This is a genomic window from Bradyrhizobium sp. 164, assembly GCF_023073715.1.
Classification (GTDB): Bacteria; Pseudomonadota; Alphaproteobacteria; order Rhizobiales; family Xanthobacteraceae; genus Bradyrhizobium.
In genome coordinates this window covers 1-15,744 of sequence record NZ_JADPKA010000038.1, presented here as the reverse complement: position 1 = coordinate 15,744, position 15,744 = coordinate 1, and the positions used below count along the sequence as shown (strand labels likewise).

The following is a 15,744-nucleotide window of genomic DNA, read 5'->3' as shown; positions in this document are numbered from 1 at the left end:
TGATACCTGCCGGGTATCTCGTTTGGAGGTAGCGATGGTCGTTCAGTTTGCAATGTGGGGCAATAGCTTGGCTCTCCGCATTCCGAGCGCCTACGCAAAGGAAATCCATGCGTTCGCGGGTCGGGAAGCCGAAATCACGGTTCAAAACGGCAGATTAGTCGTAGAACCGCGCAAGACTCCCGTTTACACGTTAGACGGGCTTCTAGCTGGCATGACTCCCGAGAACTTGCATGAGGAATATAACACGACTGCTGCAGTCGGCGAAGAGTTCGGCTCCTAAAGAGCCGTATTGCCCAGACGTGGGTGATATTATCTGGCTCAACTTCGATCCGCAGGCTGGTCGTGAAATGGCGGGACGACACTCCGCGTTAGTGGTGTCGCCCCGCAAATATAATCAGTTCTCCCGCCTTTGCCTTCTTTTCCCGATCACTAGCAAGGTAAAGGGCTATCCGTTCGAGTCGCTTTTCCCGGAGGAATTTGAAATTCCTGGCGGCACGGAGCGCGGCGGCTGCGTTGTGGCCGATCAGCTCAAAAGTATGTCTTGGCTTGAAAGAAAGTCGGACTACGCGTGCCGGGCCCCCGATGGCGTTCTGGAAGATGCCATCGCAAAGTGCAGGACATTGCTCCCCCTCGGAGATTAACGCCCGTTTAGACGTGCATTTTGTTTGTCCTGCGGCGGCAATATAAGAGGTCCAGAGAGACAGTGAGGAGTAACCGCAATGGAAGCAGCAGTACTGGAGCGCCCTAGGGCGCGGGTAAGGTCGCGCCGCGTCCGGAGCGAAACCAATATCCACATTCGCACTACCGCACAGGTGAAGCATCTGATCGATACTGCCGCCGTTGCAGTCGGTAAGACGCTTAGCGAATTTATGCTGGATAGCGCGCGGCAACATGCCATTGATATGCTTTTGGCTCAAAGATTGTTTATTCTCGATCCAGAGAAGCACGCCGCCTTCTTGAATGCGCTTGATAACCCGCCTCCGGCCGGAACCAAGCTGAAGGCACTGATGAAGCGTAAGCCGCTTTGGCAGAAGTAATCCAACATCCGGGGAAACGTGGGGGCATGACAACCTCCACGCTTCTCAAGCCTACGCACGACTTCAGCCGTTTTGGCTGTGGCAATGAAGCGCTGAACGATTGGCTCAAAAACCGCTCTCTCGAAAGCGAGGGCAAAACTGCTCGCACATACGTGGTGTGTGAGGACAATGTAATCATTGGCTATACTGCATAGCATCTGGCAGCGTTGAACGGGCAGCGATCCCAAAGCCTCCGATGAAAAGACATGGCCTGCCAAATCCAGTGCCAGTCGCCATCATAGGACGGTTGGCTCGCGACCTTACCTATAAGGGTGAAGGTCTTGGCCAAGACCTGCTTCAGCACGCGCTACATCAAATCGTACACGCATCAGAAACGATCGGCATCCGCGCTATTCTGGTGCATGCCATCGATGAAAAGGCCCCCGCCTTTTGGACGGAGGCCGAATTTATCGAGAGTCCGATGGGATCAAGAACGTTTTTTCTCTCGCTAGAAACAGCAATTGACGCCATGCCCTCGTAAGGCCCTGCGTCATATTAGAACTGACCCATTACCTCCCATTCAGCCATTGAGGAGGGCCTCATGAAAAGCAACGCAAAGGCGCGCCCGGCCAGAATACCGAGTGAGCGCGATGAGCGCCACGAGTCGCGTGGCACGCGCCAAGCCTTAAGAAGGCTGGTATTGTGCAGGTCTCGACCGGCAATTTGCGCAAGGCTTTACTGGTTCTTTCGCGTCGAGCCCCACTCATAATGCGAAAAGCTTGTTGAAAGAACAGGACCGACGCACCTTGTGAAGGTTGCCAAAAAGCATGCCCTGCTCATAGGGACCACCGCTCCTTTCGGAGGTTTGCGACGTCTTACGAATTCTGAATAACCTTCAACATCGCCTTGCTACGCTTCCCTGCGGCATGCAGTGGGAGAGGCTCGACTGGAATAAGTATCCCGCGAAGTACCTGGACGGCTCGTGCGGGCACCCGCGCACAGCAAGCCGCTTTACAGCATCCAACATCAGCTTGAGCCAAACTGCGCGCTCGAGGCCGCGGCGTGCGACCCCTATCAGGCTACAACAGCATGTAAATCGAGATCGAGGTCGGCACAAAGCAAACTCGCATTGCTGCACGTCCAACCCGCCTTAGCGGTATTGTTGTTGACGATCATTGTCGAACAAGCCCCGCTGGTGAGACACGCGTCTTGAGGTTTGCCAGCCAGGAAACTCCAAGCCGAACCCGGCGCCCGGCGCTTCTCTTGCCTTGCCATTGCAAGAACAACCTTGAGACGTGAAAGATCCGACGAAGGCATGAACTTCTCTGCTATGTTGCCGAAAAGTACGATCGTCTCCCATGCGAGCGATGAGATATCTCTGATCTCGCGTTTCAAAGTCTCACGACAATGTTTTGTCGATCCGGTCGCGCAGCCAGTCGCCGACCAGCGAAATCGACAAGGTCGTAAGCGAGATGACCAGCGAAGGCAGAACAAGGATCCAGGGAGCACGGGTCAGATAGTCACGACCATAGCTGACCATATTGCCAAGGGAAGTCAGCGGCGGCTGCACTCCGAGTCCAAGAAAGCTAAGGCCGCTCTCGAGCAGAATGATGTCTGGAAAGGCAAGTGTCATAGTGACGATCAACGTCGAAGCGATGTTCGGCATGATGTGGCGCAGGTAGAGACGCCATGGACTTGCGCCAAGCTGCCGTACGGCGATCACATAGGCTTGCTCGTTGGCACTCATCGCAAGCGCGCGGGTGACGCGGGCGTAGCGTTCCCATCCGTGGAGACCGATGAGCCCAACGAAGAGGAGCAGAGAGTTGCCGAAGAAAGCAAGCACCGCGAGCGCCAAAACGAGAAACGGCATGCTTGCCTGAAAATCGACACAGCCGAGGATGATCTGCTCTACCCAGCCGCGGAAGTGAGCGGCCAAAAAGCCGAGCGTGATGCCAAGGATGGCGCCGATCAACGTCGCCCCGAAAGCAATAAGGAGGCTGATGCGAATGGATATGACCAGGCGTGCCAGTACGTCCCGACCGAGTTCATCTGAACCGAAGGGATGCGCGATAGTTCCGCCAAGGCCAAGAGGTGCAGCGAGGCGATGATGAAGGTCAAGGGCTGCATAGTCATACGGAGCGAGGTGATCTGCAGATATCGCGACAAGAAGCATGAAAACCAGCCAGGCGACTGCTATTCCGATCGCGCGGTCGCGCCACCACCACACCTGTCGCATCTTTGAAGACGGCAGAACCTGGTCTGCGAAAATGCTCAATTATCGCCTCCCAGAGTGCAACTGGCGCAAACGTGGATCGAGCATGCCATAGAGCAGATCGATCGTAAGATTGGTGGTGATCATGGCGGCGGCCACGACGAGCAGGATGCACTGGACGACAGCCAAATCGCGACTGGCGACTGACACGACCAGCAGACTGCCAATGCCTGGCCACGAATACACGCTTTCAACCAGCACCGTTCCCGCGATGAGATTGCCGACCATGAAGCCGACGATGGTCAGCACCGCTATCGCGGCGTTGGGCAGAGCGTGACCGGTCACGACCCTGGCCCAAGGCACGCCCTTGGCGCTGGCCGCACGAATATAGGGCTGTCCAAGCACCTCGAGCATGGCGCTGCGGCTGAAGCGGGCGAGAACGGCCGCGCCGCCCAGACCGAGCGTGATGACCGGCAGCACCACATGGTGCCAAGTGCCGGCGCCGCCCGAGGGGAACCAGGGGAGCTCGACTGCGAAAGCGAGTATGAACAGGAGGCCAAGCACGAAAGATGGCACGGTGAAGCCGATAACGGCGACCATCATCACCAAGCGATCTGCCAGACTATCCCGCTTGAGGGCCGCGTAGACGCCGGCCGGAATGCCGATCATCAGGTTGAGGATCAGCGCCGGCGCAGTCAGCATCAGCGTGATAGGAATGCGCTCGGCAACGACGGTGATCGCGGCACGTCCGTCACGCATCGATTGGCCAAGATCTCCATGCACGACGGCAAAGAGGTATCTGACGTATTGCACCCAGAGTGGCGCATCGAGCCCCCAGGCCTTTCGGAAGGCCTCCACCGCTTCCGCGGGGGTTTCCGGCGACAACAACGCCAGTGCGGGATCGCCAGAGGCACGCAGCACCACGAATGCGAATGTAACCACAATTGCGATGGTCAGGAACGCGCGCGCCAAGCGGACCAGAATAAAACGAGCCATCATGTCTCCTTGTCGAGTTCGGCACCATGATCGCCGATCAGATGGCAGGCGACGCGCCGCCCGTCAGGAGCGGATCTGAGCTCTGGAGCGAGCCGCGCGCAAAGCGGAAGAGCGACCGGGCAGCGAGGATGAAATGCACAGCCGCCCGGTCGCGCAGCCGGATTGGGCGGATCTCCTTGAAGGATGGTGCGAGAGCGATGTCTTCCTGGCCTCAGCACCGCGGAAACGAGCGCCCGCGAATAAGGATGCAAAGGATCCAGAAGAACCGCCTCAGACGATCCTTCCTCGACGATGCTGCCGAGATACATCACAGCAATCCGATTGCTGATCAGCCGGACCACTCGCAAATCATGGCTGATGAAGATCATCGCCATGCGCCGCCGCCCCTGCAGGTCCCGCAGAAGATTCATCACTTGCGCCTGGATCGAGACGTCGAGTGCCGATACTGGCTCGTCGCAGACAAGGAGATCCGGATCGGTGGCCAGCGCACGAGCCAGGACGGCACGCTGGCGCTGGCCGCCTGAAAGCTCGTGCGGAAAGCGCCCGAGGTGGTCGGTCCTGAGCTCCACATCCGTAAGAAGCGCATTGACCCGCTCCTCTCGTTCAGACTTGCTGCCAAGCCCGTGAATTTCGAGCGGCTCGGCCATTTGCGCGCCGATCGTCAGGCGGGGATCGAGCGCAGCCAGCGGATCCTGAAACACCATTTGGATTCGCATCCTGAGCCGGCGCCATCGACTATCGCCGATAGCAGACAAAGCTTCTCCGTCGAAGATCACCTTGCCGGCATCCGGCCGGTCCAGGCCGATCAGGAGCCGGCCCGCAGTCGACTTGCCGCAGCCGGATTCGCCAACCAGTCCGAGGGTTTCGCCGGGAGCCAGCTGCAGGGAGAGCCCATTGACCGCCTGGACCATCGCTGGACGTTGGAAAAGGCCCTGTGGCAAGCGATAATTTCGGACAAGCGAGTCTGCTTGGAGGATCGGCGGGGCAGCCCCGGTCATGCAGCCACGACCTCGCCCGCGGGTGGCTCGCTCGTGACATGCAAGCAGGCGGCCCTGTGTCTGCTGTCGCCATCCAGCGAGGCGAGCTCAATCGCCCATTCACGACAGCGTCCGATCCGCCGATCGCATCGAGGGGCGAAAGGACAGCCTGGCGGAAACGCGGCTGCGTTTGGCACGACACCGGGAATGGCGAAGAGGCGTTGCCGCGGCCCATCCAGGCTTGGAAGAGCCGCAAGAAGACCTTTCGTATATGGGTGAGCAGGTTGGTTCAAGAGACGGTCGGCGGGCAATTCTTCGACGATGTGCCCCCCGTAAAGGACCATGACACGTTCACAGATCTCGCTGACGACACCGAGATCGTGCGAGATCAAGACCAGCGCCATGCCCGTCTCGCGCTGGATTTGCCGCAGAAGCTCAAGGATTTGCGCTTGAATAGTGACATCCAGGGCGGTGGTAGGCTCATCAGCGATCAAGATGTCGGGCTGTCCTGCCAGCGCCATGGCGATCATGACGCGCTGGTTCTGCCCACCGGAGAATTCGTGCGGATAGGCGCCAAGCCGGCGCGCTGCATCGGGGATGCCGACCTGGTCGAGCAGACGTCGCGCTTCGACCTGGGCCGTGCGGTGATCCATACCACGATGAAGCCGCAAGGATTCTATGATCTGATCGCCCACCCTGTGCACAGGATTAAGCGCGCTCGCCGGGTCTTGGAAAATCATGGCGATCTGCCCACCCCGCATCTTGTCCAGGCGAGAGGCTGGTGCATGGAGCAGCTCCTCTCCGGCCAAGCGTACGCTGCCCGTTACTTTAGCGCGCCGCGTCAACAGTCCAAGCGCAGCAAGCCATGTCACCGATTTGCCGCAACCGCTTTCACCGACCATGCCCAGCGACTCGCCGCGCGCGAGCGTGAGATTGATTGCGCGCAGCGTCGGCACACCGTCGAACGCGACACGCAAACCTGCGATCTGAAGAATCGCCTCCATGCAAGGCCCCTGCTCGTCCCTCATCATAGAGGCCGCATCGGCTTTAAGCCGATTCAAGGTATGCGCCATCGCGATCAGGTCCGGATCAGAGCTCTGTTGAATGGGCCGAAATTGAGGTCGAGCGTCAATCCCGGCAGCCATGGCACATCGCGGCGCTTGCCATAGAACTGGCCTGAGACGTGCAGGATCACGCAAGGGGGATCGACCTCGTTGATGATCTCGAGCATGCGACGGATGATCGGCCGGCGCTGTTCGCTCTGCACGGTGTCCAGGAGCTTGGCGCCGAGCGCAAAATATTCCTCGTTCCTCCAGACTCCGATCGACCTTGGCAGAGTGCCGCTCGGCCCGAATTCACGCCAGGGATGGCCGAGATGATCAAGGAACAGCGCCGTATTCGACGTATCGAAGATGGCACGGACCGGCTGGCGCTGAACTTGCGCAAAGTTTTCCATCATCTGGACTTTGACGTTCAGGCCAACCGCGCGCCACATCTCGATCATCGTTTGCGCGCCAGAGACCTGATTGGGGTAGTAATTGTTGAGCAGACGATAGGTGATCTGCTCTCCCTTGTAGCCCGCATCAGCCAGCAACTCCTTGGCCTTGCCGGGATCGTAGGCAAGCGAGGGGAATTCGTGGATGTAGCCTTCCCCGTAGCTCGGCAGCTGGTAGCCGTTCGGAATCGGGACCCGGTTCTCCCACAAGCTTTGCACGATCAGCTTGCGATCGAGCGCAAGGCTCATCGCACGGCGAACACGCGCATCCTTCAGAATGGGATCAGTCTGATCGAGGGCGAGCGAGCGGATATTCTGCACGGCACCACCCACGATCTCGAGATCAGCACGCTTCTGGATGCCCGCGAACTGGTCGGGCGGAATGTCAGTGGCAATGTCGAGCTCGCTGGCGAGCAGGCCGTTCACGCGCGCGGAAAGCTCGGGAATGATACGGTATTCGATGCCATCGAATGGCGGCCGCCCGCCCCAATACGCATCGTGGGCGCTCAATGAGACACGAATATCGAGCTTGTGATCGACAAGCTTATAGGGACCGCTTCCGACAGGGGCGGTGGTCCAGCGCTCCCACGAGCCCGCCGCCAAAAAGGCGCGCTGGCTCACGATCTCCGATGCCCAAGCAGCCAGACGCTGCTCGAGGAGCGCGTCGGCGCGCTTTGCATGCACAATGACGGTGTAAGGATCGAGGATTTCGACCTTCTCGAGCCGATCAAGCGACTGAAGCGCCTCGGACATGCCGCTGCGTCCAGGTCCCAGCAGATGGTCAGGACCAAGGCTAAAGGCAACATCTTCAGCCGTCAAAGGCGCCCCATCGTGGAAAACGACTTCCTTGCGCAAGAACAGCCGCAACGACTGCGCGTTGATCCGCTCCCAACGCTCGGCCAAGCCCGGCCGTAGCGTCATGTCGTGAGCATGGTCTACTCTGATCAGCGTATCAAAAAGCTGCGGCACGACCCGACGAATGGCAGTATCGGTCGCGATAACCGGGTCGAACGATCGCGGAAATCCGGACATGCCGACTTTGAGGCGGCGACGCGGCAATGTCTTAGGCTCGCTCTCCACGGCGCCGGCGCCTGTGCTGGCTACCACGCTTGCGGCAAGGCTACCTGCGATGGCTTGCCGTCGCGTCAGATCGATACGGGTCATAACCGCCTCCGCTTCCACGTTCATTGATGCGAATGCCAGCCCGCGATTTGTTCGACCGGCACAGACTCTCAATTCTTGAAATCGAGCGCTTGTGTTGCTCAATTTCGCGATTGTGCGCGAGCTTAAAAGCCTGAACTGCTACGCCAGAATGACACACATCGAATAAGTCGATGTGTGCTTGCAATTATCCGATGATCGGCAGGCCGATGATGAGGAGGAGCTGAGACGCAAACGACTCATGCGAGTGCTAACAGAGCCGCACGAAGAAGCGATACAATTATCGTAATCTTCGATGATTATATCCAAAGCCGCGATCACCTGGCTCGTCTGGCCATTCGAGTTCGGATAGATCCCCAATCGCTCATTCGAACGCGTAGGGTATTCTGTCTTGTCTCTCGTTTCAGAACAGCTCAAGATCGTCAGTCCCTCTCAAACCAAGGTCATGACGGCTCGCGCCGCCGAGCTGCGAGATCAGGGAACCGATGTGATCACGCTTAGCCAAGGCGAGCCGGATTCGATACGCCGTCCGTCATCTGTATCCGGGCCATCCGTGCCGGGCAGACGAAGTACACGGCGGTCGCCGGAATCAAGCAATTGCGGGCAGCAATTGGCGAGAGCCTCCGTCGCGATCATGGCCTCAACTACGGTGTCGACAAGATCACGGTGGGCTGCGGCGCCAAGCAGGTTGTGTTCAACGCACTATTTGCCCGCCTCGATGCTGGCGACGAGGTTGTGATCCCGACGCGATGCTGGGTCTCCTACCCCGACATGGTGGCCCTCGCCGGCGGCAAGCCGGTGCTCGTCGCCTGCAGTGAACGCGATGGCTTCAAGCTGCGCCCCGAGGTACTGGACCAGGCGATCACGTCGCGCACGAAATGGTTGATGTTGAATTCGCCATGCAATCCGACCGGTGCGGTCTACAGCAGAAGTGATTTGCTCGCGCTCACTGCGGTGTTGCGCCGGCATGTCCATGTGCATGTGCTATCCGACGACATCTATGAAAAGCTCACCTATGACGCCGACTTTGCAACGATAGCCGCAGTCGCGCCGGACTTCTGCGAGCGTACCTTAACGGTCAACGGGGTGTCCAAGGCAGACGCGATGACCGGCTGGCGCGTCGGCTACGGCGCCGGGCCTTTGGCGCTGATCAAGGCCATGAACCTCATCCAGAGCCAGGCCTCTTCGCACACCAGCTCGGTTTCTCAATATGCCGCTCGAGGCGCTGTCAGGGAGACGGGCCCATATCACAGAGTTCGCGCGCGCGTTTATGCAGCGACGCGATCTTGTTATCCGCAAGCTGGACCAGGCCAAGGGGCTTGCTTGCCGTGTACCGGGCGGTGCCTTTTATATTTTCCCTTCCTGCGCGGGTGTCATTGGCAAGCGCACGCCCGACGGCAAGATGATCGAGACCGACAGTGATTTTGCCATGTATCTGCTCGACGCTTTCGCCGTGACTGTCGTGCCTGGCAGCGGCTTCATGGCTTCGCCCTATATTCGCATCTCCGATGCTTCCTCGCTCCAGGACCTCACGCGCGCCTGCGACCGGATCATCGCCGCCTGCGCGAGCCTGTCCTAAAAGGATTTTCCGATGTCCACTGCCGAACGCCTTCGTGCCCGCATGGCCGAGACTGGCCTTGTCAACGTCATGGCCGCCCACAGCCCATTCTCAGCGATGCTCGCTGAAGAAGCCGGATTCGACGGAGTGTGGGCGTCCGGCTTCGAGCTGTCTGCGCTTTATGGGCTGCCGGATATGAGCCTGATCTCAATGACACAGCATCTGGACATGCTGCGGGCGATCGCCGGACGCACGAGGCTTCCGATCGTCGCGGACATTGATACAGGCTATGGCAATGCGATTAACGTCATTCACGCTATCACGGAATATGAGCGGGCCGGCGCCAGTGCCGTTGTCATCGAGGACAAGACCTTTCCAAAAGTAACGAGCCTTGCTGCCGAGGGCCGCCAAGACCTGTTGCGCATTGAAGAATTCCAGGGGAAGATCGAGGCTGCCATCTCGGCAAGATCGGATCCGGATTTCCTCGTCATCGCCCGCACAGAAGCCCTGATCGCCGGCCTCGGCGAAGTGGAGGCCCTGCATCGGGCACATGCTTATATGGAAGCTGGCGCGGACATGATCCTGATCCATTCGAAAAGCAAGACCCCTTGCGAGATCGAAAGCTTTGCGCGCGCCTGGACCGGAACGGTGCCGCTGGTCATCGTGCCGAACGCCTACCCTGACCTCGATGCCAAACGGGTCAAAATGCTCGGCAACATCCGCATGATGATTTATGGCAATTACGGCATTCGTGCTGCTGCAACCGCCATGCAGGAGACCTTCCGCCGGATCATCGCGGATGGTGGCGTCCAGAATGTCCACAAGGATATTCTGCCGGTGGATGAGATCTTCAGAATCCAGAAGATGGAAGAGGTCAAGGCGGCTGAAGCTCGCTTCCTTCGCTGAACGCTGAACTGATACCTGCCAGCGAGATTTTGAGACGGCAGTCAGCAGCGAGCTCTGATTCGCACGCAATCCTGAACGCACCTAAGAAGTCTCGGGCCTGTCATCTCGACGGCCCTCGATGTCGATCGCGACATCAGCAGTCATCCCGCTTGCCGGCACCTGGAGATCACTCTTAGAAAGCCGTCGACAGCAATCGAAGTCGCCGAGCAGATCGCCCGAATCCTCGAGAAGGCAGATTTTGTGCGCGAGATATCACTTATAAGCGGCAATCCGGCTATAGACATCGAATAATGTGATGGAGCTTTTGGCAATGGCCCGCCGTGACAATCAGCGGAGAGCCCAGAAGCTACCGGAGCAGAAAATGGCTGCCGAACACAATGAAGTGCCCCTCAATGCTATCCGGGTCTTTGTGACCATTGCGCGCGAGGGAAGCGTCACGCGTGCGGCGAGCACATTGGGAACGACACAGAGCTCGGTCAGCCGCTATTTGGCTGTGTTGCAAGACTACTTTGGCACGGATCTCGTTCAACGGCGGGGTCGACGCAGTGAATTGACAGAATTTGGAAGGCTCTTTGCGAACGCCGTGGCCGAACCGCTTGATACAGTGTGTTTCACCGCGAAGAGAATGCGGCGCAGGAACCGAACGGACGCCAATCGTATCGTAGTCCATACCTCTCTTTCCACCTTCGCCTACTCCTTCCTGATACCCAATCTCCAGGCGTTCTCTGCCGAGATGGGCGGCGTCGTCGTCGACGTGATCAGTTCATTGTCTCCACCGAGATCCTCCGACAATTTCGACATCCTGCTTACTCGCGATCTTTGTGTCGCTGAACCGGCCGACGATTGGGCGATCTACAATGAGATGCTCGTATGCGTAGGCGCTCCAAATCACGTCATGGGAAAAACGCTCTCCACTGCCCGCTCAATGCCGATTCTGAATATCACATCGAGGCCCGACATACTGCCCACTTGGCTCAGAGCCATGAACCTGACCGCGAAGGACATCAAGTCGGGGGCGCGATACGATCATAATTACCTTGCTTTGCCCGCCGTCATAACCGGGAAATGCCTGCTGGTGGCGCCGGAAATCATTGTCAGCGATCTCGTGCGTACAGGGGCGCTCCATGTCATACCGGGATCGCGTACTTCAAGCGGCATGCAATATCGGGCCTATGCGGTGGACCGAAGTGACAATCTCGAAGTCGCTCGCGCCTTTTGCCGATGGGTCGCGCGGCTCTGTAAGAAGGCCGCGATTCCGGAAGCCGCCTAATCGCGTATTTGCGTGATGGCAGACGTTTGATCAATCTTTGGAATCTTAGCGTGTCCATTTGCACATGCTGACTGTTCCGATTGCCGGCGAGCTCGTCATTTTGCGAGCACCGCGGCCAGCCTGCAAGTGAAGACGTTACCCGCGCCCTGCCAAAACGCGTTCAAACCGGCCGACTACGATGGTTTTTTTGTAAGATACGGGCTAAATTTAGCCGATCAGCCAAAGCTCAGGACGGGTCGCCCTCGCCTTTACGCTTGCGACGGAGCAAGGCGCGATAGCCGCCTCGCACCAGAAGCAGCCCGTTCTTGACCAGGCGAATGGTCCGGCTGCGCAGATCGTGCGTTTTCCAGCCGCGATCGGGAATGCGATGCTTGCCGAACAAGCCTTGCGCGATTTCGCGATAGCTGTGTCCCTCCAACGACCCATCGACCGCACGCAAGGCGAGGATGAGCCGACGGCGGGTCAAGATTGGCAGCGTCAGAGGCGGTGGTCCGATGGGGCGCCGTTCGAGCGCCAGCCAAAAACGATGTGCTGCCCACAAACGAACCTCGAAACTGCCGTCGAACGGCAGGTCGACGGCAAGCGAGGAGCCGCTCGGTGGAAGTTCTGTTAGCCACAGGCGATGCTTTGCTCCTCCGAGCGCCACGATGGCATGCCATCCATCCGGCGCATGGCGAAGCTCGCTACCCCCCAATTTTCTGAAATCCAGATCGTACGACGCTACCGAGCGGACAGCCGCGCGCAAGGGCAGCACGGTCGCGAGCACCTCGGGCGCCCAGAAAATGGCTTGTTGGTCGAACGTCTTTTGCGGATCAGCTGCGAAAAGACAGTCCCCACTGCTGCCGGAAATGGTCCGGCATCGCGTCGGATCGTTCGCTCATGGCGAGAGCCAAATAGTCTCGTTGGTACTCGCCGTTGCGGCGTAGCCACTCCCAAGCTATGTCCGCGGCCCCTGCTTTGTTGGCATCGGGATAGGCCTTCTCTGATCTCCAGTCAGCACCTGGCATCGCACCACTTTCCCCGTATGTTGATAACACACATGCAGGGAATTGCAGCCCGACGAATGTGACTATTTCTGGTTGACCCAATGCAGGTCTTCGCGATTCATGCAGTTTGCGCGATATGACGATCTAATTTTGCGATCGGTCATCACCAGAAGGGACGTCCGTTTCGAACGCACTTATTCCTCACTCTTCGGCCAACCGCGCTGCAGGAGCTGCCGAAAGCCATGACGTGCCGCCCACTTGGCGCGAGCCAGATGGCTTTCAAAGATACGTCGGGCGCGATCCGGATCCAGGGTGGCATCAATACCAAGCACAATGCGCGCAACTTCTCGCCAATCAGCATTATCGGCCTCGGCATCCAGCAGACGCATATACGTGACGGCATGTTGCTCGTCATAGGGCGTGAGCTGCGGCGCGTTAGGCGCGAAATCTGCGATCTTGGGATCGGACGGCACGGCCTGAAAGTCCTAACAGATTGAGAAGCCTCGATTTTAGGGACGGTAGCCGTATTCAGAACCTTTTCGTAGAGAGCCGATTGTCGCGGCCTGCAGGAGCATTCTTGCCAAAGTCAATGAATACCTAACAGCGCTGACTGCCGTCGTTCCCTTCAATTCGTTCGCTCCGACCATCGTCCGAATGCATCTGATCGCAGTCCGTTCCGCTCCATCAGCAGAACTGTCGTCCAGCCTTTCGAATCAAGAGGCGAAATGGGACGCAGCTCGTCGTAGCTCGTCAGCACAGGCTGATTCGGCGCGCCATCTGAATCCAGTACCGCTCCATTATTCGGATTACGCGCGGACTCTGCTCATCTGCATGTTGGGCGAACGTACCGCAATAGTATGGTTATAGCCAGTGGTTTGATGGCCGTCGGAATGGCTGCTTTAGCGCATGAAAGCTCGTGCGCTTGTCGCCTGGAATGTGCGCCGGATCCGCGTAGATCGCGGTGTTTCGCAAGAGCGATTGGCATACGATGCCAAGATCGACCGCTCCTATATGGGCGGTATCGAGCAGCAATCGGAGAACCCGACAATCGATCTTCTCGACCGTATCGCGGAAACGCTTGGGGTTCATTTGTCTGAATTCTTTCTTCAGCCACCCAAAGGGGCGACGGCTCCCAAGCCGTTGCGTAAGGGTCGAAAGCCCCTACCCCCACGTAGCAGAAAGAAATGACACTCCTCACGCACGAGCATTGTACTTGCTGCCCAAGCCGCTCACATCAATTTCGCGACTGCCGCAAACCTCCCCGGGGGGCGGACAGTGGACCCGCCGATTTCACCGCTTGAGGAGTTCAGGCTTTCCTTGTGTATCCTGATGAGCTCCACCAAGGTTCTCGCAACGCCATGATGCCACGGTCACCGAGACCGAAGATCAGATGAGGCCGTCCTCGGGGTCCATTTAAGGTTTAAAGGCGACGTCTGACAGCCAGTTCTCGTCTTCGCCGAGACCCGCTCCGGTCGAAATCGATGATCGGTCAGCATGTCGCTGCCGCCCTCCCGGTAACCCTCATACCACCGATAGAATGTGGCGCGTGGGATACCAAGACTGTCCCGCCTGGCCAGAAATGCGATTGCTCCACCAGCTAAATGATCGGTTTTCCTCGGACGCAGGATATCTCATGCCTCGTCCTCCCCCATCCCCGTTCATGCTTTTTTGGGCGACCGGTTCCCCAGCCTAAGGTCGGCCACCGATTTCCTTTGGCGCCGTCGTCTCACGACGCAGATCTTTCATCTCGCCAGAAGTTGCCGCACCCCACGAACTCCTTTGGCCCGCCATACTACATCGATCGAGGCGGCAATGCCCCCGCGCCTAAAGATATTCTCCTCGCCCCCGCAGTCTTTTCCAAGATGATAGCATCTTCTCTTCCGCCGAATACTGCCGGTGTGTTCTGGCGCCGAATGCGTGGGCGGTAAGGTGCCAGTGTTCGACGCCGCGACCGGCGCGCAGCGGCTTCGTTGCCTGCTCTAGGGCGGCCATTTTCTGGACCTTTCTGCGTCCAATACATCTGCTGACGCTCGGTATCGATCGTGATGCCCACGCACCATTTGGTTGGATCCCGTCGATCGACTTCGCCGCGACCGGCCTCGATGAGCGTCTCGATCTCTGACCCATCGAGATTGCAGCGGGTCACGCGCATTCTTTCGCGGTCGCACCAATAGAGCTTGTTGTTCTTTTGATCGAGTTGGATCTGCTTTGGCGCGAACGTCGCACCAAGTGGGACAATCACTTTCCGAGCCCTTCCATCAATGTCAGCCCGCTCGATTGACCCGTCGTTGACATCGATAGCTGAACCCATATTGGTCCAATAGACTTGACCGGCACGGACATCGACGGCGAGACTGTCCGGAAGTTGACAATCGGTGACAATAACCTTTCGATTGGAGCCGTCCGGATTCATGGTCTGAATGCGGTTGGTGCTGACCTCGAGAAAAAATAGCCGGCCAGCTGCCGGCTTCGTGGCAATCGAAGGCTTCGAATTGGGGGTATTAGCACCGGGCACGCTTTTCGCCTCGTGTAATGTGTAACGTACGCTAGTCGCTGACGAGCTTGAGCTAGCAGCAATTGCTAAGCAGTCTCATCGCTCCAGGCTCGGGTGAAGCGCGCTCTGAATAATCTGAGGCTTGAAGCGCCTAAGCATCTTCATTGCCGTCTCTTACAAGCCAAGTAGGGTGGAACTATACAGTCTGAGCTGCTGCCGGTTTGATGGACACCAGGTTAAGCTAATCCCACCTTGCGCTCGAACTCAACCGGGCTGAGATACCCGAGTCGAGTGCCTGCGGATCGTGTTATAAAATCTTTCGATATAGTCGAACACATCGGCTCGTGCCTCGTCTCTGGTTCGGTAGATCTTGTTGGCGGTCCGTTCGGTCTTGAGCGACGAGAAGAAGCTCTCCATCGCCGCGTTGTCCCAGACGTTGCCGGAACGGCTCATGCTGCAGAGAATGCCGTGGTCGGCCATCAAACGCTGGAACTGCTCGCTGGTGTACTGACTGCCCTGGTCGGAGTGGTGCAACAGGGCGTCCGGCTTGCCGCGTCGCCAGACGGTCATCAGCAGGGCATCGGTTACCAACTGAGCTGTCATGGCGGCGCTCATCGACCAACCCACCACCCGGCGTGAGAACAGGTCGATCACCGCTGCGACGTAGAGCGAG

Annotated in this window: 16 protein-coding genes and 3 pseudogenes; 8 read left to right on the top strand and 11 right to left on the bottom strand. The window is 58.3% G+C overall.

Going from position 1 to position 15,744, the window contains the following annotated elements:
- The first annotated feature begins 34 nt into the window (after positions 1 to 34).
- From IVB01_RS14525 to IVB01_RS14510, 4 genes are all read left to right on the top strand, one after another.
- Positions 35 to 280 carry an AbrB/MazE/SpoVT family DNA-binding domain-containing protein gene (locus IVB01_RS14525; protein ID WP_247281279.1) on the top strand — a complete coding sequence of 82 codons (246 nt, stop codon included), beginning with the start codon at positions 35 to 37 and terminating at the stop codon, positions 278 to 280.
- A gap of 19 nt (positions 281 to 299) precedes the next feature.
- Entirely contained in the window at positions 300 to 641 is a 342-nt protein-coding gene (locus IVB01_RS14520) for a type II toxin-antitoxin system PemK/MazF family toxin (protein WP_247450926.1), read from the top strand.
- A gap of 78 nt (positions 642 to 719) precedes the next feature.
- A complete protein-coding gene (locus IVB01_RS14515; RefSeq protein WP_247494633.1) occupies positions 720 to 1,037 on the top strand; it encodes a DUF1778 domain-containing protein in 318 nt (105 codons plus the stop codon).
- A gap of 235 nt (positions 1,038 to 1,272) precedes the next feature.
- The gene (locus tag IVB01_RS14510) at positions 1,273 to 1,557 is read left to right on the top strand and encodes a hypothetical protein (RefSeq protein ID WP_247458674.1); all 285 of its coding nucleotides are present in this window, start codon (positions 1,273 to 1,275) and stop codon (positions 1,555 to 1,557) included.
- A 533-nt stretch (positions 1,558 to 2,090) separates the two neighbouring features.
- Here the strand turns inward: IVB01_RS14510 and IVB01_RS14505 are convergent.
- The 6 genes from IVB01_RS14505 to IVB01_RS14480 form a co-directional block, all read right to left on the bottom strand.
- Positions 2,091 to 2,411, bottom strand: a complete 321-nt coding sequence (locus tag IVB01_RS14505; protein ID WP_247458676.1) for a hypothetical protein — start codon at positions 2,409 to 2,411, stop codon at positions 2,091 to 2,093.
- A gap of 4 nt (positions 2,412 to 2,415) precedes the next feature.
- Positions 2,416 to 3,252 carry an ABC transporter permease gene (locus tag IVB01_RS14500; protein ID WP_247494662.1) on the bottom strand — a complete coding sequence of 279 codons (837 nt, stop codon included), beginning with the start codon at positions 3,250 to 3,252 and terminating at the stop codon, positions 2,416 to 2,418.
- A 39-nt stretch (positions 3,253 to 3,291) separates the two neighbouring features.
- The gene (locus tag IVB01_RS14495) at positions 3,292 to 4,224 is read right to left on the bottom strand and encodes an ABC transporter permease (RefSeq protein WP_247494632.1); all 933 of its coding nucleotides are present in this window, start codon (positions 4,222 to 4,224) and stop codon (positions 3,292 to 3,294) included.
- On the bottom strand, positions 4,224 to 5,222 hold the full coding sequence (locus IVB01_RS14490; RefSeq protein WP_247494631.1) for an oligopeptide/dipeptide ABC transporter ATP-binding protein: 999 nt from the start codon (positions 5,220 to 5,222) through the stop codon (positions 4,224 to 4,226). The genes IVB01_RS14495 and IVB01_RS14490 overlap by 1 nt, the downstream gene beginning before the upstream one ends.
- On the bottom strand, positions 5,219 to 6,205 hold the full coding sequence (locus tag IVB01_RS14485) for an ABC transporter ATP-binding protein (RefSeq protein WP_247494630.1): 987 nt from the start codon (positions 6,203 to 6,205) through the stop codon (positions 5,219 to 5,221). Before IVB01_RS14485 ends, IVB01_RS14490 begins: the two co-directional genes overlap by 4 nt.
- Before the next feature lie 74 nt (positions 6,206 to 6,279).
- A complete protein-coding gene (locus tag IVB01_RS14480; RefSeq protein ID WP_247494629.1) occupies positions 6,280 to 7,860 on the bottom strand; it encodes an ABC transporter substrate-binding protein in 1,581 nt (526 codons plus the stop codon).
- Between the two features lie 388 nt (positions 7,861 to 8,248).
- Here IVB01_RS14480 and IVB01_RS14475 point away from each other — a divergent pair.
- From IVB01_RS14475 to IVB01_RS14465, 3 genes and pseudogenes are all read left to right on the top strand, one after another.
- A pseudogene (locus tag IVB01_RS14475) lies at positions 8,249 to 9,436 on the top strand (pyridoxal phosphate-dependent aminotransferase).
- Positions 9,437 to 9,448: 12 nt separating this feature from the next.
- Positions 9,449 to 10,321 (top strand): isocitrate lyase/phosphoenolpyruvate mutase family protein, encoded by an 873-nt coding sequence (locus IVB01_RS14470; RefSeq protein ID WP_247494628.1) that lies wholly within the window; start codon positions 9,449 to 9,451, stop codon positions 10,319 to 10,321.
- A 361-nt stretch (positions 10,322 to 10,682) separates the two neighbouring features.
- Positions 10,683 to 11,591, top strand: a complete 909-nt coding sequence (locus IVB01_RS14465) for a LysR family transcriptional regulator (protein ID WP_247293801.1) — start codon at positions 10,683 to 10,685, stop codon at positions 11,589 to 11,591.
- Between the two features lie 226 nt (positions 11,592 to 11,817).
- Here IVB01_RS14465 and IVB01_RS14460 read toward each other — a convergent pair whose 3' ends face one another.
- A complete protein-coding gene (locus IVB01_RS14460) occupies positions 11,818 to 12,357 on the bottom strand; it encodes a DUF2285 domain-containing protein (protein WP_247494627.1) in 540 nt (179 codons plus the stop codon).
- 414 nt (positions 12,358 to 12,771) lie between these two features.
- On the bottom strand, positions 12,772 to 13,050 hold the full coding sequence (locus tag IVB01_RS14455) for a DUF2285 domain-containing protein (RefSeq protein ID WP_247296149.1): 279 nt from the start codon (positions 13,048 to 13,050) through the stop codon (positions 12,772 to 12,774).
- Positions 13,051 to 13,483: 433 nt separating this feature from the next.
- Here IVB01_RS14455 and IVB01_RS14450 point away from each other — a divergent pair, with 433 nt between their 5' ends.
- Positions 13,484 to 13,765 carry a helix-turn-helix transcriptional regulator gene (locus IVB01_RS14450; RefSeq protein WP_247296147.1) on the top strand — a complete coding sequence of 94 codons (282 nt, stop codon included), beginning with the start codon at positions 13,484 to 13,486 and terminating at the stop codon, positions 13,763 to 13,765.
- Between the two features lie 272 nt (positions 13,766 to 14,037).
- Here the strand turns inward: IVB01_RS14450 and IVB01_RS14445 are convergent.
- The 3 genes and pseudogenes from IVB01_RS14445 to IVB01_RS14435 all read right to left on the bottom strand — a co-directional run.
- Positions 14,038 to 14,341, bottom strand: a pseudogene (locus IVB01_RS14445) (IS3 family transposase); the annotation flags it as partial.
- A 28-nt stretch (positions 14,342 to 14,369) separates the two neighbouring features.
- The gene (locus tag IVB01_RS14440; RefSeq protein ID WP_247494626.1) at positions 14,370 to 15,092 is read right to left on the bottom strand and encodes a hypothetical protein; all 723 of its coding nucleotides are present in this window, start codon (positions 15,090 to 15,092) and stop codon (positions 14,370 to 14,372) included.
- Positions 15,093 to 15,307: 215 nt separating this feature from the next.
- Positions 15,308 to 15,744, bottom strand: a pseudogene (locus tag IVB01_RS14435) (IS3 family transposase); the annotation flags it as partial.